Genomic DNA, 13,843 nt, shown 5'->3' with positions numbered 1-13,843 from the left:
ACGAGGATTAATGACCTCGTGATCTTGTTTTGAGATTACGACCTGACGGCCCGCGGAGCCCCCAGGATCATTTCAACGACGTCGTGCGCCACCTCGCGGAAGGTCACCGCAGACGGGTTCGCCTCGTCGTCCTTCCAGGCAAGCAACAGTTCATAGGGGGTGGAAAAGTCCGCCAAGTCGCGAAAGACGACCCCCGGTTGGGGAAGCTGCGCCACCCATTTTGGCACCAGCGTCACGCCGAGCCCGGCGCTGACGAGGGAGAGCAGCGTGTGCAACTGCCCTCCTTCTTGAGCGATGCGCGGAGCAAAACCCGCCCCCGCGCAAGCCGTCTTGAGCAGGTCGAGAATGCGGCTGTTCATCTGAAGGGGAAAGGTCACGAAGGGCTCGGCGGCAAGCTCGGCCATCTCGACTTTGGCCCTCAACGCCAGCACGTTCGCGGATGGAAGAGCGACCATCAGCGGCGCGGAGATTAGCACCTCGGTCCTGACGGCGTCGGCAAGATGGGAGGGCGCCGGGATAATGCCGATATCGACCGTGCCGGCGGCGATGGCCTCCACCTGAACGTCCCGGTCCATTGGGATCAGCTTGAGATCGACATGCGGCCAACGCTCGCGAAAGTCGCGGATGATCGGCGACAGTAGCGTCCACAGCACGTTGTCGACGAAGCCGATGGACAGGCGCCCGACAATGCCGCTCGCCGATGCCTTCAGCCGGCCCACGGCCTCCTCCGTGCGCTGCAGGATCTCGCGCGCCTCGGGAAGAAAGACCTCGCCGAGCAGGGTGAGGCTGACATCCTGGCGCGAGCGCCGGATCAGGGTGAAGCCGAGTTCGTCTTCCAGAAGTTTCAGTTGCTGGCTGACGGCCGATTGCACGACATGCACCCGCTCGGCGGCCCGGCCGAAATGAAGCTCCTCGGCCACGGCAACGAAATAGCGAAGTCTGCGCAAATCCATGACCGCCTCCCTTCCCCAGCACACTCGCTTGCTTCCCGCAGAAGGCTACACGCCTGAAATTTCGGCAAAAGCGGCAAAGATTCGAGGATTACGGTCGAAGAAATCGAACGGTCGGGCTACCGCATCTCGCGCTATATCGTTCGATTTTCTCGACCGTAACCAATCATTTTATTCGACTATTCCCCTAAGCTATTTGATGCGAGCTTTTTCCCAAGCCGCAAGGGCGACTGCTTCAATCCAACGGAGAACAACAATGGCGAAAGTACTGGTCCTCTATTATTCTACCTACGGACATATCGAGACGATGGCCTATGCCATCGCGGAGGGCGCCCGAAAGGCGGGAGCCCATGTCGACGTCAAGCGCGTTCCGGAGACCGTTCCGGAGGAGATCGCGCGCAACAATCATTTCAAGCTCGATCAGGTAGCTCCGGTCGCCACCATTGCCGAGCTTGCGGGCTATGATGCGATCGTGGTTGGGACCGGCACGCGCTTTGGCCGTATGTCCTCGCAGATGGCTGCGTTTCTCGATCAGGCGGGCGGCCTGTGGGTCAAGGGGGCCTTGCATGGAAAGATTGGTGCGGCCTTTTCTTCCAGCGCAACCCAGCATGGCGGACAGGAAACCACCCTGTTCTCGATCATCACCAACCTCTTACATTTCGGCATGATGATCGTCGGGCTTCCTTACAGCCACCAGGGCCAGATGAGCGTCGACGAAATCGTCGGCGGCGCGCCCTACGGCGCAACCACGGTGGCCGGCGGCGACGGATCGCGCCGGCCGACCGAAATCGACCTCGCCGGTGCCCGCCACCAGGGCGAACTGGTAGCCGCTGCTGCCATCAAGGTCTTCGGCTAGGCCGATCCGTCGGAGGCTAGCGCCTTCGGCTTCCAATCAACCCCGACAATTCCAAGGAAACATCGTCCCGCGCGCGGGCGAGGAGCGAAGCCATGTCAGCGGATTTCGACGGCAAAGTGGTCCTGGTCACTGGCGCAGGCTCGGGGATCGGCCGGGAGGCGGCAAGGCTGTTTGTCGAGCGCGGTGCCCATGTTTTCGCGGCCGACCTCAATCAGAGCGGCCTTGAGGAAACGAAGGACATCGCGGCGACGGGAAAGATCGATATCTTCAGCGTCGACGTTTCGAGCGAAGAGGAGGTGAAGGCCTTCCTAGCGCGCGTCGAGAAGGACGCCGGTCGGCTGGATGCGGCGTTCAACAACGCGGGCATCACCGGCGGTACTCACCGGATCGAGGACTACCCGACCGACGATTTCGACCGGGTGCTGACCGTCAACCTGCGCAGCGTGTTCCTCGGCATGAAATACGAGATCCCGCTGATCGCAAAGACAGGTGCGGGCGCGATCACCAACACGGCTTCCGTCGCGGCGCTGACCGGACCGGGCGGCATGAGCGCCTATGCCGCCTCCAAACACGGCATCCATGGTCTGACGCGCGTCGCGGCGATGGAGAACGCCAGCCGCAACATTCGCGTCAACGCGCTTGCCCCCGGCTGGACCGAAACACCGATGGTGGTGGCCAACAGCGCCCAGAACCCGGCTTTTGCCGACCTTGCCCGAAAAGCCATCCCCGCCAAGCGGGGCGGCCAGCCGCGCGAACTCGCCGAAGTGGCCGTGTGGCTCAGTTCCCCGGCCGCAAGCTACGTCTTCGGCCAGATGATCGTCGTCGACGGCGGCATGACCATCGGCGGTTTCGAACTCTAACCCCTGACATCGAAGGATACGACCATGACCAGAAGTGCAGAAAGCGAAGCGGCGATCGCAGTGGTTCGCCGGAACACCGAGGAAGTACAGGGAAAGGGCAATTTCGCCGTCTTCGACGAAGTGTTTTCCGAAGATTTTCTCGACCATACGCCGCAACCGAACATGGTGCCAGACAAGGAGGGTGTGCGCGGCCTCTATGCCGGCCTGCGCAAGGCTTTCCCGGATTTCCATGCGGTCATCCACTGGCAGACGGCCGACGGCAACCTCGTGACGACCTTCAAGACCTATTACGGCACGCATGAGGGAACCTTCCTCGGCATCGAGCCCACCGGCAAGACGATCCAGTTCGAGACGGTCGATGCCATGCGCGTCGTCGACGGCAAGATCACCGAACACTGGGGCGTTGCCAACCTCTATTCGCTTGTCGGCCAACTCGGCCTCCAGCTTCAGCCGAAGAGCTGAGCCATCCCATCTCGCCGAAGGAAACTTGCCATGAGTGACATTCTGAAGAACAAGGTGGTCGTCGTGACCGGCGCTTCGAGCGGCATCGGCCGCGCCATCGCCATCCGCGCCGCCGAACATGGGGCGAAAGCCGTGATCGTGGCCGATATCACCGAGGCGCCGCGCGAAGGCGGCCGACCGACGGTCGCGGAAATCGAGGCAGTCGGATCGGCCGCCCGCTTCGTCAAAACCGACGTCAGCAAACGCGCCGACAATGACGCCCTCATCGAAGCGTCGGCTGAATTCGGCGGCGTCGATGTCATGGTCGCCAATGCCGGGATCACGCTGCGCACCGACGGCGCGGACGTACCTGAGGAAGATTACCACCGGCTGTTGTCGATCAATCTCGATGGCCCGCTGTTCGGCGCGCAGGCCGCCGCCCGCCAGATGAAGGCGAATGGCAAGGGCGGCAGCATCGTGCTGATGGCCAGCATGGGCGGGATATCGGGCGCCGGCATCACGGTTGCCTATTCCACCAGCAAGGGCGGCGTCGTTCTCATGGCGAAATCGCTTGCCGACGCGCTCGGCCCCGACGGCATCCGCGTCAACGCCGTCGCACCGGGGACCATCGACACTGAGCTTTTGCGCACCAGCCCCGGCATTGCCGAGGCAGCGGAAGGGTTTCGCAAGCGCACGCCGCTACGCCGCCTCGGCCAGCCCTCCGAGGTGGGCGACGCGGTCGCCTATCTCGGCTCGGATCTCTCCAGCTACGTCTCGGGCATCGCGCTGCTCGTGGACGGCGGCCTGCTGGCTGTCCTCTGACCCCTAAAGGAACTCGACAATGAAAGCCCTTCGTTTCGAACAATTCGGCACGCCGGATGTGCTTGTTCACCGGGATATCCCCACCCCCGCCCTCAATGCCGGCGAAGTTCTCGTCAAGATCCACGCTGCGGCGATCAATCCGAGCGACGCCAAGATCGTCAGCGGATTGTTTGGCGGCGCGGTTCCGCGCACACCTGGGCGGGATTTCGCCGGCGTGGTCGTCGAAGGCAACGCACTTGTCGGCAAGCATGTCTGGGGCAGCGGCGCCGGCTTCGGGTTTCGGCGCGACGGTGCGCATGCCGACTATGTCGTCCTGCCGGCAAGCTGGTTGTCGGAGAAGCCCGCGAGCCTGTCGATGGCCCAGGCGGCCGCGGTCGGGGCCCCCTTCGTCACCGCCTGGCATGCACTCGTCGATGTCGGCTCGCTGAAGAAGGGCGAGACGCTTCTGATTACCGGCGGTCTCGGAGCCGTCGGTCGGGCCGCCACACAGGTCGCTCGTCATCTTGGCGCCCGCGTCATCGTGGCCGCCAGAAGCGAAGCTGCAAACGACGCCGATGATTTCATCGACCTATCGAAAGCGAACCTGCCAGACGCCGTCCGCAAAGCGACCTGGGGCAAGGGAACCGATCTGGTTCTGGATGCGGTGGGCGGCGCCATGTTCGAGCCGTCGCTCAAATCACTGGCTGTGGGCGGCCGCCATCTCGCCATCACCAGCGTCGGCCAGAAGCGCGTCGAGTTCGATCTCGCCGATTTCTACCACAACCGTTCGGAGCTCTTGGGGGTCGACACCGCAAAGCTGTCGGGTGAAGAGATCGCAGGCATCCTCGACCGGCTAAGGGCCGCGTTCGACGATGGTTCCTTCAAGAAACCAGCCTTGCGGCAATGGGCATTCGACCAGGCGGGCGATGCCTATCGCAGCACCGCTTCGGGTGAAGCCGCAGCCAAGAATGTCCTCATCATGAATTGACCGTGGCGGCCGGTGCGCTCAGCGTAGTCGGTTCGCTTCTCGTCGGCCGATGCCCTGACCGCCCGGTTGATTGCCAGGGTCAGCTCTGTGTGAAGAACGCTCGAAGTGCGACGCCTACCAACGGTTGGAATAGACCATGTCGTCGCCTTCGGCTTGGCCTTCGAAATGCGATATCAGGAAGCGGCCGGCGGGACCGGGAGGGACATCCGTGCGGTGGACCGCCTGGAGCCGATAGGGACCGCCCTTGCAGTCCGGTAGGTCGAGATGAACCAGGCGGCCGGTTCGAATGTCTTCTCTGACCATCGGCTCGGGCATGTTTCCCCAACCCATCCCCTCTTTCAAGAGCATATGCTTGGAGCCGAGATCGGCCAGGCGCCAGGTCCTGGCGCCGACAACGCCCAGCTCAAACCCTTCTGTCAATTTCGAACGATCGGTGAGAACGAGCTGGACGTGCTCGCGCCCGGCGCCCGGAAGGTTCCTGCCCGCCTTTGCCAACGGATGGGATGGTGCTGCCACGGGAACAAGCTGGACGAAGCCGGCGCCGATCCGCTCAATGCCATCAATCTCGATATCGAGCGGCCCGCTGACGCCGATCACCGCCTTGCGATCCAGCACCATCTGCGCAACCGCGCCCAACGCTTCCACATAGAGATGGAGTGTGACAGACGGAAACTCTTCGCTGAACGCCTTCAATGCATCGGTAACGCGTGCAGCGGGCAGCATGACGTCCAGCGCCACATGAATCTCGGGCTCAACGCCCTCGAGCATTGCCCTTACCTTCGCCCGCAGACCGCTGACGCCGTTCGACACGATCCTCGCCTCGGCGAGCACCGTGCGTCCTTCGGTCGTCAGCTGCGGCTTCTTCGTCGTGTCGCGATCGAACAGGGAAATTCCGAGCTGTGCCTCAAGGTTCGCGATCGAGTAGCTGATGACCGATGTGGCCCTGCCCAGCTTGCGCGCGGCCCCCGCGAAACTGCCGACATCCACCACGGTGAGAAACACCTTAAGTTGATCAAGGGTCGGCATGCCCGGATTCTGCATATCTATTTCCTCGAACGTTTGCCTTCATTTTATGTCAGTTTTTTCCACAAGCGACCAGCGGTAATTTCGAACTCGACAGCAGCGTCCCCCTCGCCTCCCGGCTGAGACTGGATCGTTGAAGGAGCGAAAATGACTTATGCCTCGAATACACGAATAGAACAGATCATCCTCCCGGCGACGCGCGACCTTGGCGGGTTCTCGGTCAAGCGTGCGCTTCCGTCACCGCTGCGACGCACGGTCGGTCCCTTCATATTTCTGGACAGCTTCGGACCCGTGACGTTCGGTCCCGGCGCCGGGATCGACTCGCGACCGCACCCGCATATCGGACTGTCGACGATCAGCTATCTGATCAACGGAGAAATCATCCATCGCGACAGCGAGAATTATGTCCAGAAGATAAGGCCGGGTGAAGTCAACGTGATGACCGCAGGTAGGGGGATTGTCCACTCCGAGCGAAGCAGCGACACGCTACGCCAGAGAGGAGGACGTCTGTTCGGCTTTCAAAGCTGGGTGGCGCTTCCGACCACGCACGAGGAAACGGACCCTGGCTTCCAGCATATTGCGGCGGATGCGCTGCCGCGCATCGAGGGGGAAGGCGTCGACATGCGCCTGATCGCAGGCTCGCTTCATGGCGAGCGCGCGCCGGCAAAAATGTTCTCCGACATGTTCAATGCCGACGTGGCCCTGGCGGCCGGCGCGCGCTTCCGCCTCGACGGTGAGCACATCGAGCGGGCCGTCTTCGTCATCAGTGGAACGATCGAAGTCACCCGACAGCAAGAGCGGTTCAGGCAGGATCAACTGGTTGTCTTCAAACCCGGCTCCGAAATCGTCCTCCAGGCGATTGGCCCAGCGCGGCTCATGGTGCTGGGCGGCGAACCGCTCGCCGAGAAACGGCACATTTTCTGGAATTTCGTGTCGAGCCGCCGCGACCGCATCGAGCAGGCGGCCCTCGACTGGCAAGACCGGGTGTTCCCAGGTGTGCCGGGAGAAACGGAGTTTACGCCGCTGCCCGACGGGCCCAGAAACATCACCTAGCCCCATCCCAAACAAGGAAACTGAAGGAAATCGAAATGACCTACGCAATCATCGGATCCGGTGCCATCGGCTCGGCGCTCATCGCACATTTCGCGTCAAAGGAAATACCTGTCAAAGTGGCCAACAGCCGAGGGCCCGCATCGCTTGCCGCCGCCAGGAAGTCCGGCGACACGACAATCCCCGTCGAGATCGACGAAGCCGTGGCGCAGGATATCGTCATCCTCGCCCTGCCGTTCACGGCGGTGCCCGACCTGGCAAAGGTTCGCAAGGACTGGACGGGGACGATCGTCATCGACGCCACCAATGCGATCACCTTCCCCGAATTCCGCCCCGCCGACCTTGGCGGCAGGCTATCGAGCGAGATCGTCGCGGAGACGCTTCCAGGCGCAAAAGTGGTCAAGGCCTTCAATACGCTTCCGGCCGCCGTGCTCGCAGCCGACCCCGCCGAGGCATCGGGACGCCGGGTCGTGTTGTTGTCCGGCGACGATCAAAACGCCAACACCCGCGTCGCAGACCTTGTCGAGAAACTAGGCTTTGCGGCACTCGATCTCGGTGGCCTCAAGGCCGCCGCGCCCATGCAACAGTTCGGCGGTCCACTGGTGGCGGTCAATCTGATCAAGAAGGGCTGACGGAGCCCTTTCACGGCCCGCCCATACTCAGCGTCAACGCCCTCATCGCGCCAGCGATGGGGGTTTTTCGCATGGGAATCCGTGGCTGGAACGCAGCCCAAAACGTTCGAAATTATAGAGCGTTATCGTCTATTTTATTCGGCTTTTGCGATGAGTTCGATCGCGGCATAGTTGTTTCCACAGAGCGGCCATGGTGGCTGCCGATTTCAAAGGAAACCAGCATGTCGCATATCGCAACCGCTCGTCAGACCGAAGACCTGACGTCCTCCGCCGCCGTTCAGGCCGTTCTGCCGGCCATCGGTCGCATCCTCATCAGCCTGATCTTTCTGCTGTCGGGCTTCAGCAAGCTCACCGCCCCGGCGATGACGATCGGCTATATCGCATCCGTCGGCCTGCCGTTCCCGACGCTGGCCTATGGCGCAGCACTCGCCGTGGAACTCATCGGCGGCGCCGCCCTTGTCTTCGGCTACCAGACGCGCCTCGTCGCAGCGGGTCTTGCCGTGTTCTCCGTCGCCACAGCAGTCAGCTTCCACAACGACCTCGCAGACCTGAACCAGTTCGTTCACTTCTTCAAGAACATCGCCATGGCCGGTGGCCTGTTGCATGTCGTCGCTTTCGGCGGCGGCAAGTTCAGCATCGATGGCTGGCGCCGCTAGGCGGAAGGACCGCGCCGGCTTTCGAGCCGGCGCTCCTGTGTCAGCTTCCATTCCAAGCAAGAAAGGCAGATCCCATGCGCGTCCTGAAGATCCTTCCGTTGGTCGCTTCGCTGCTTGCCGGCGGCTGGGCAATGGCAGCACCGCAGAACGAGGAAACGGTAATCGCGGTCAAATGGTACGAAGCCTTCGACAAGAACAAGCCGGAGATCCTTGAAGCCATTCTCGCCGACGGTTGGCGTGACATTCCCGATGCACCCGACGCCCCTCGCGGAGCGCAATCCGCGAAGGCCGTCCTGAGAATGCATTACACCGCCTTCCCGGACTTTCAGATCACGGTCGAGGACATCATCTCTGACGGAAACAAGGACGTCGTCCGATCGACAATCTCGGGTACCCACAAGGGTTCATTTGCCGGGTTCCCGGCATCCGGGCGGAAACTGCTCATCCAGGCCGTCGATATTCACCTTGTCGAGGACGGCAGGATCCAAAAGACCTGGCACACCGAGGATTGGATGTCCGGTCTCACCCAACTCGGTGCGTTCAAGCGCTGACGCTGTAAGCCGAAATACCAGTCTCACTCACCCCGAAGTCCGATCAACAGGTCGGCAGGCCCCGCCTGCCCATGGAGAAAGCCATGACCTACGTCGTCAAATACAGCCAGTGGGGCGGTCCATCCGTCCTGCGCGTCGAACAGGAAAATGCCCGCGCACCCGGCGCCGGCGAAGTGCTGATCAGGCAGCAGGCGATCGGCGTGAACTTCGTCGACACCATGTTCCGGGACGGCACGTTCAAGGTCGGTCTGCCCGCTGTGGCCGGCGTGGAGGGCGCCGGTATAGTCGAAACGGTCGGTCCGGGCGTCACCCGCTTTGCCCCCGGCGACCGTGTCGCCTATTTCTTCGCCCCCGGCAGCTACGCCGCAGAGCGCGTTGTGAGCGAGGACGTCCTCGTGAAACTGCCCGACGACGTTTCGGCTGAGACGGCAGCGACCGTTCTCACCAAGGGTCTGACCACCTGGATGGCAATCAACGCCATGGCGAAACCCGGCGAAGGCGACCGCGTGCTCGTTCAGGGTGCGACCGGCGGCGTCGGAAACCTGCTTGCCCGCTGGCTGCGGGCGCGCGGGATCACGGTGATCGGAACCGGGTCGCAACGTAAGCTCGCCGGTCTGGAGCAGGCGGTCGACCACGCATTTGCATATGAGACCGTCGCGCTCGACGCGCACATCCGCACCGTCGCCCCCAATGGCGTCGATATCGTCTATGAACTGGTCGGCGCAACGACCTTTGCCACGACGCTCGGCGTGATCCGCGATGGCGGAACGATTGCTGTGATCGGCGCGGCATCGGGTGGCGCCGCCATCGATGAGGCGGGACTCAGCCGTCGCGGCATCCGCCTGGTGCGTGGCAGCACCGGCCAGCATGTGACGAAGGACAACCTTCAGGCCGCCGCCGACGAAGTGTTCGATGCCTGGCGGAACGGGGTGTTCGGCACGGTCAGCGCCCGGAAATATCCTCTGTCGGAAGCGCAGCGCGCGCATGCCGACATTCTCGAACGCCGCGGCGACGGCCCCATGGTGCTCGTCCCCTGATCGGCTTCGAAGGAAACCGTCATGTCCGGTTGTGACAATCTTCATCCCGCTTTCCGGGATATTGCGGCGGCCGACGATGCCCGCCGCAGGCGCCCCCGCCCGTCGCTGGTCGAAGCTCTCGCCGCAGCGGTCGTCCTGCTGCTCGTGCTTGCGGTCAACTTCGATCGATGGACGGGCAATGCCAATGCCGGAGCGCCCTCGGCGCTAACCGCTTTCGACGAGACTAGGCCGGAGCTCGACCATTGCCGAGGGGCTTTCCAGCCCGGGGACTGCTAAGTCGGCGATGGCGTCACCTCGGAAGGTGACGCCATTTCACCATATGCTCGCTGAGATCGAGCACATCGCCATCGGTGGCAAAAACACCGTCGCCGCGATGATGCAGGGTCCGCCGCTCCTTGCGGTCCGTGTCGATCCACAGCCGCTCGGCCTGCAGGATGAAGAGGTTATAGGCCTCGGCGGTATCGACCACCCTGCATTCGATGTTGGCAGGGCACTCGCCGATCAGTGGCGCCGCGACACTGCGTGCCGGCTGCGGCGTCAGGCCGAAACGCTCGAACTTGTCGACCGGTGCCGCCCGAGCAATTGCCGATATCGACGACCGCCCTTGCAAGATCGATGGTCGGGACGGCGATGACGCATTCACCGGTCGCTCTCAGAGCGCGGTAGCTATGATCCCAGGGACCGATGAGACAGCCGATCAAGGGCGGTGTGTGCTGGATCATCATGTGGAAGCCCATCGTCATGACGTTGGGCGTTCCTTCGTAGCTGGTCGTCACGAGCACAATCGGACCCGGTTCGAGCTGACGAAAGGCCCCGGAGGCTGGTACTTCCTTCATGGGAAGACTCCTTGATCGACGGCCTCCCCATCTCGGACGGGAAGGCCGATGGTTCACGACTACCAGCCCTGTTCAACCGGCAGGACGAAGAGCTCGGCCACATTTACGTGCGCGGGTGCCTGGGCCGCAAACACGATCGTGTCGGCCACGTCGGCGCTTTGCAGGAAAGTCATCTGCTTTGCGAGATCATCGATCTGCTGGCGGTAGCCCGGATCCGTGATCTGGTCATAAAGTTCGGTCGCGACCGCGCCGGGCTGGATGCAGGTGACGCGGATGTTGTGCTTCTGGCCGACCTCCATGCGCAGACCGTCGGAGAAGGCGGTCACGGCATGCTTCGTGGCGCAATAGACCGACAGTCCCTTGAAGACCTTGCGGCCGGCGATCGAGGAGGTGTTGAAGATGTGGCCGGAATTCTGCTTGATCATCTGCGGCAGCACGGCCGCCGTCGTGTTCAAGAGGCCCTTCACGTTGACGTCGACCATGCGAAGCCATTCGGCCGTCTTGAACTGGTCGATGTCGGAAAGCGGCATCAGGCCGGCATTGTTAAAGAGAATGTCGATCGCACCATAGGCATCGATCAGCTTCTTCACGCCAGCTTCGACGGAAGCCGGATCGACCACGTCCATCTCGATGACCAGGGCTTCACCACCCTTCTCAGTGATTTCGGCCTTCAGCTCTTCCAGACGATCGGCGCGCCGTGCCGCGATGCCAACCTTTACGCCGGCTCCGGCAAGCGCAAGCGCCGTTGCTGCGCCAATGCCGCTCGAAGCACCGGTGACCAGTGCGACTTTGCCGTTGATATTCGTCATGATGATATCTCCTTGTTGCTTTCAAACCCGCTCCGAAAGCGGAGAGGTGTTTGCTTTCGACAAGGAGAACCCTATGAAATCCGGGATTTTTCCTCTCCCGGTGGCTTGCCGAGGCTATCGGGATTTTGCTCAATTCTGCGCCGAATGAGCCTAGCCCCTGCGATAGTCGCTCGGCGTAAGCCCCGTTTCACGGCGGAAAATCTGGGCGAAGTGGCTGGGACTGGAATAGCCGACCGAAAGGCCGATCTCGATGATGCTGGTGTCGGTTTCCTGCAGCAACTGCTGGGCCTTGGCCACCCGCTGCCGGATGAAATAGTGCGAGGGAGGAAGACCCGTCGCCTTCTTGAACAACCGGCTGAAGTGGAATTCGCTGATGCCGACCTCCTGTGCCAGGCGGCCGAGATCGAACGGCTCCTCGAGATGTTTCTCCATGAAGGCGATCGCTCTCCTGAGTTTTGCGCCGGGCAAGGCGTTCTGCGCACGCATCTCGGTATTGGCGACCGCATAGTGGCGCACGAGATGGACGGCAAGGCTTTGCGCCAACCCTTCGACATAAAGCGGGCTGCAACCGCCATCCGCTGCCAGTTCCTCGTGGAGGAGACTAAGGATATGCGAGAGCGTCGCGTCGCGGCCGCCGGAGACGTCCTTCAAGGTTACGTTCCCGCCGTCCCTGCCGAACATCGCCTCGACCACCCGCTCGAACAGCGGCACGGAAACGTAAAGATGCATGACGCGAAAGGATTGGTCGCCCTCGGCCTGCCAGCGCATTTCATAAGGCACCGGCGAGCATGTCAGGAAGAAATCGCCGACCTCGACGCGGTTTGCCATCCATTCGCCGCCGAGATCCCGCTCCTCGACAACGGCACTGCCAGACATGATCCAGACGATAAGAGGCTCGGCGACGGCGGGCACCAGGAAGGGATGTTGAGCGCGGTGTCGCGAGAGCACCTGCACGAAGACATCTCTCCACGCCGGTCCGTCGCCGCTTTCCAGCGTGTTTCCGCTGATGTAACTTTCGAGACCGACCGGGGAGGTTCGCTCGGGGATGGGCAGATACGCGGATGGTTCGTCCAAAGCCACGATCGTCTCCCCTACCCATGGATCGCTCAAGCAAATGTGGCGCCGGAATCAAGGATATCCGGCGCCAGGGAAAAGGGAAGAACGAAGACTTCGCCGCTTAGTCCGGTTTCTTTCCGTCGCGATGGAGGATCATGCCGGCATGGTGCAGCACTCCGTCGATGAAATCGCCATCGGCGGTAAATCCGGTATCGTCCCAGTAGTCGATGTGATTGCCGCGGACTTCGTATCGTCCCTGATAGGCGCTTTCCCGTCGGCCACGCGCCTCGTCATAGCGGCCGTTCGGCAACAGGTTGTGACGAATGCGGCCATCCGCGGTGATCCACATACCGACATAGGGATGCGCCTGGTCTGGTAGAGTTGTGTTCCGGATCATTGTCATCTGGGAATATCCTTCCTGGGCGGAGGCCATGCAAAACAGCATCGCGGCAAGGTCCGCCGTTGCACGTCCGGATCGGTTCGGCATCCCGTCCTCCGATCACATGCTTGCAGTGGGTCGGATGACGATTTCGCTGGTATCGACATCCGCGGGTTGGCCGATCACATGCACGATCGCGTCAGCGATGGCCTCCGGCTTCAGGGCTATCTGGCGATAGGCGACCATCGCTTCGGCGGCAGTCGGATCGGTGATGCTATCGGCCAGTTCCGATTCCACGACGCCCGGATACACGCAGGTCACGCGGATCCGGTCGTTTTCCTGCCGCAACCCATCGGAAATAGGCCGCACGGCATATTTGGTGGCGCAGTAGACGGCGGCGGTCGGCGATACCGAAAGGCCTCCGACGGACGAGACGTTGATCACCTGCCCGGCGCCCTGCCGGTTCATGGCGGGCAGCACGGAGGCGATGCCGTAAAGCACGCCCTTGATGTTGACGTCGACCATCCGGTCCCATTCATCCACTTTCAGCGAAGCCATTGGCGAAAGCGGCATGACGCCGGCATTGTTGACGATCACGTCGATGCGCCCAAAGGCATCGAGCGCGGTATCGGCGAAGGCCTGGACATCCGCGCGGGACGTGACGTCGAGGCTCCGGTAGAGTGCCTTGCCGCCTGTGGCAGTGATCTCGGCGGCCAGGGTTTCGAGGCGGTCGATGCGTCGTGCCCCAAGCACGACCACGGCGCCGGCCTTGGCAAGGGCGCGCGCCGTCGCCTCGCCGATGCCGCTGCTGGCGCCGGTGACGAGAACGATCTTGTCTGTGATGTTGCTCATAGGAATGTCCTTTCTTGAGGTGTGATGGTGATCTTGAGGTGTGATGGTCATGTTGCGGCTTCGCAC

Annotated in this window: 17 protein-coding genes and 1 pseudogene; 11 read left to right on the top strand and 7 right to left on the bottom strand. The window is 62.3% G+C overall.

Annotated features, from left to right (window positions below; all coding sequences use genetic code 11):
- Positions 1 to 35 precede the first annotated feature (35 nt).
- Positions 36 to 953: a LysR family transcriptional regulator gene (locus AC070A_RS26360; protein WP_218373736.1), complete on the bottom strand. Its 918-nt coding sequence runs from the start codon at positions 951 to 953 to the stop codon at positions 36 to 38.
- Positions 954 to 1,206: 253 nt separating this feature from the next.
- On the opposite strand from AC070A_RS26360, the gene wrbA reads away from it, so the two are divergent.
- From wrbA to AC070A_RS26335, 5 genes are all read left to right on the top strand, one after another.
- The gene (gene wrbA / locus AC070A_RS26355; protein WP_093233854.1) at positions 1,207 to 1,806 is read left to right on the top strand and encodes an NAD(P)H:quinone oxidoreductase; all 600 of its coding nucleotides are present in this window, start codon (positions 1,207 to 1,209) and stop codon (positions 1,804 to 1,806) included.
- A gap of 92 nt (positions 1,807 to 1,898) precedes the next feature.
- Entirely contained in the window at positions 1,899 to 2,666 is a 768-nt protein-coding gene (locus AC070A_RS26350) for an SDR family NAD(P)-dependent oxidoreductase (protein WP_218373734.1), read from the top strand.
- A 24-nt stretch (positions 2,667 to 2,690) separates the two neighbouring features.
- On the top strand, positions 2,691 to 3,128 hold the full coding sequence (locus AC070A_RS26345; RefSeq protein ID WP_218373733.1) for an ester cyclase: 438 nt from the start codon (positions 2,691 to 2,693) through the stop codon (positions 3,126 to 3,128).
- Positions 3,129 to 3,158: 30 nt separating this feature from the next.
- Entirely contained in the window at positions 3,159 to 3,929 is a 771-nt protein-coding gene (locus AC070A_RS26340; RefSeq protein ID WP_112947742.1) for an SDR family NAD(P)-dependent oxidoreductase, read from the top strand.
- A gap of 19 nt (positions 3,930 to 3,948) precedes the next feature.
- Positions 3,949 to 4,896, top strand: coding sequence for a quinone oxidoreductase family protein (locus AC070A_RS26335; RefSeq protein WP_492384001.1), 948 nt, complete (start codon positions 3,949 to 3,951; stop codon positions 4,894 to 4,896).
- A gap of 114 nt (positions 4,897 to 5,010) precedes the next feature.
- On the opposite strand, the gene AC070A_RS26330 is transcribed toward AC070A_RS26335, so the two are convergent.
- Positions 5,011 to 5,937, bottom strand: a complete 927-nt coding sequence (locus AC070A_RS26330) for a LysR family transcriptional regulator (RefSeq protein ID WP_093233849.1) — start codon at positions 5,935 to 5,937, stop codon at positions 5,011 to 5,013.
- 129 nt (positions 5,938 to 6,066) lie between these two features.
- On the opposite strand from AC070A_RS26330, the gene AC070A_RS26325 reads away from it, so the two are divergent.
- From AC070A_RS26325 to AC070A_RS26300, 6 genes are all read left to right on the top strand, one after another.
- Positions 6,067 to 6,972, top strand: a complete 906-nt coding sequence (locus AC070A_RS26325; protein WP_218373730.1) for a pirin family protein — start codon at positions 6,067 to 6,069, stop codon at positions 6,970 to 6,972.
- Between the two features lie 35 nt (positions 6,973 to 7,007).
- Positions 7,008 to 7,601, top strand: coding sequence for an NADPH-dependent F420 reductase (locus tag AC070A_RS26320; RefSeq protein ID WP_492384002.1), 594 nt, complete (start codon positions 7,008 to 7,010; stop codon positions 7,599 to 7,601).
- A gap of 221 nt (positions 7,602 to 7,822) precedes the next feature.
- Positions 7,823 to 8,257: a DoxX family protein gene (locus AC070A_RS26315; protein WP_218373728.1), complete on the top strand. Its 435-nt coding sequence runs from the start codon at positions 7,823 to 7,825 to the stop codon at positions 8,255 to 8,257.
- Between the two features lie 74 nt (positions 8,258 to 8,331).
- Complete coding sequence (locus AC070A_RS26310; protein ID WP_492384003.1) at positions 8,332 to 8,808, top strand: ester cyclase; 477 nt, start codon at positions 8,332 to 8,334, stop codon at positions 8,806 to 8,808.
- Between the two features lie 83 nt (positions 8,809 to 8,891).
- Entirely contained in the window at positions 8,892 to 9,845 is a 954-nt protein-coding gene (locus AC070A_RS26305) for an alcohol dehydrogenase catalytic domain-containing protein (RefSeq protein ID WP_492384004.1), read from the top strand.
- 21 nt (positions 9,846 to 9,866) lie between these two features.
- On the top strand, positions 9,867 to 10,121 hold the full coding sequence (locus AC070A_RS26300; RefSeq protein WP_492384005.1) for a hypothetical protein: 255 nt from the start codon (positions 9,867 to 9,869) through the stop codon (positions 10,119 to 10,121).
- 13 nt (positions 10,122 to 10,134) lie between these two features.
- Here the strand turns inward: AC070A_RS26300 and AC070A_RS26295 are convergent.
- From AC070A_RS26295 to AC070A_RS26275, 5 genes and pseudogenes are all read right to left on the bottom strand, one after another.
- Positions 10,135 to 10,681 (bottom strand): annotated as a pseudogene (locus tag AC070A_RS26295) (flavin reductase family protein).
- A 59-nt stretch (positions 10,682 to 10,740) separates the two neighbouring features.
- The gene (locus tag AC070A_RS26290; protein ID WP_492384006.1) at positions 10,741 to 11,490 is read right to left on the bottom strand and encodes an SDR family oxidoreductase; all 750 of its coding nucleotides are present in this window, start codon (positions 11,488 to 11,490) and stop codon (positions 10,741 to 10,743) included.
- A 150-nt stretch (positions 11,491 to 11,640) separates the two neighbouring features.
- The gene (locus tag AC070A_RS26285; protein WP_492384007.1) at positions 11,641 to 12,570 is read right to left on the bottom strand and encodes a helix-turn-helix domain-containing protein; all 930 of its coding nucleotides are present in this window, start codon (positions 12,568 to 12,570) and stop codon (positions 11,641 to 11,643) included.
- 97 nt (positions 12,571 to 12,667) lie between these two features.
- A complete protein-coding gene (locus tag AC070A_RS26280) occupies positions 12,668 to 13,033 on the bottom strand; it encodes an Atu4866 domain-containing protein (RefSeq protein ID WP_492384008.1) in 366 nt (121 codons plus the stop codon).
- Positions 13,034 to 13,045: 12 nt separating this feature from the next.
- Entirely contained in the window at positions 13,046 to 13,777 is a 732-nt protein-coding gene (locus AC070A_RS26275) for an SDR family oxidoreductase (RefSeq protein WP_492384009.1), read from the bottom strand.
- Positions 13,778 to 13,843 lie beyond the last annotated feature (66 nt).

The organism is Ensifer sp. GW101-20A05, assembly GCF_059424735.1.
The sequence above is the reverse complement of the archived record's forward strand: the minus strand, read 5'-3'. Positions and strand labels throughout refer to the sequence as shown.

What these genes read in the sequence shown, in the direction of transcription:
- AC070A_RS26360 (WP_218373736.1), bottom strand. Translation starts at nt 953, where the DNA reads ATGGATTTGCGCAGACTTCGCTATTTCGTTGCCGTGGCCGAGGAGCTT.
- AC070A_RS26275 (WP_492384009.1), bottom strand. Translation starts at nt 13,777, where the DNA reads ATGAGCAACATCACAGACAAGATCGTTCTCGTCACCGGCGCCAGCAGC.
- AC070A_RS26280 (WP_492384008.1), bottom strand. Translation starts at nt 13,033, where the DNA reads ATGCCGAACCGATCCGGACGTGCAACGGCGGACCTTGCCGCGATGCTG.
- AC070A_RS26325 (WP_218373730.1), top strand. Translation starts at nt 6,067, where the DNA reads ATGACTTATGCCTCGAATACACGAATAGAACAGATCATCCTCCCGGCG.
- AC070A_RS26300 (WP_492384005.1), top strand. Translation starts at nt 9,867, where the DNA reads ATGTCCGGTTGTGACAATCTTCATCCCGCTTTCCGGGATATTGCGGCG.
- AC070A_RS26305 (WP_492384004.1), top strand. Translation starts at nt 8,892, where the DNA reads ATGACCTACGTCGTCAAATACAGCCAGTGGGGCGGTCCATCCGTCCTG.
- AC070A_RS26310 (WP_492384003.1), top strand. Translation starts at nt 8,332, where the DNA reads ATGCGCGTCCTGAAGATCCTTCCGTTGGTCGCTTCGCTGCTTGCCGGC.
- AC070A_RS26330 (WP_093233849.1), bottom strand. Translation starts at nt 5,937, where the DNA reads ATGCAGAATCCGGGCATGCCGACCCTTGATCAACTTAAGGTGTTTCTC.
- AC070A_RS26320 (WP_492384002.1), top strand. Translation starts at nt 7,008, where the DNA reads ATGACCTACGCAATCATCGGATCCGGTGCCATCGGCTCGGCGCTCATC.
- AC070A_RS26345 (WP_218373733.1), top strand. Translation starts at nt 2,691, where the DNA reads ATGACCAGAAGTGCAGAAAGCGAAGCGGCGATCGCAGTGGTTCGCCGG.
- AC070A_RS26340 (WP_112947742.1), top strand. Translation starts at nt 3,159, where the DNA reads ATGAGTGACATTCTGAAGAACAAGGTGGTCGTCGTGACCGGCGCTTCG.
- AC070A_RS26350 (WP_218373734.1), top strand. Translation starts at nt 1,899, where the DNA reads ATGTCAGCGGATTTCGACGGCAAAGTGGTCCTGGTCACTGGCGCAGGC.
- wrbA (WP_093233854.1), top strand. Translation starts at nt 1,207, where the DNA reads ATGGCGAAAGTACTGGTCCTCTATTATTCTACCTACGGACATATCGAG.
- AC070A_RS26290 (WP_492384006.1), bottom strand. Translation starts at nt 11,490, where the DNA reads ATGACGAATATCAACGGCAAAGTCGCACTGGTCACCGGTGCTTCGAGC.
- AC070A_RS26335 (WP_492384001.1), top strand. Translation starts at nt 3,949, where the DNA reads ATGAAAGCCCTTCGTTTCGAACAATTCGGCACGCCGGATGTGCTTGTT.
- AC070A_RS26315 (WP_218373728.1), top strand. Translation starts at nt 7,823, where the DNA reads ATGTCGCATATCGCAACCGCTCGTCAGACCGAAGACCTGACGTCCTCC.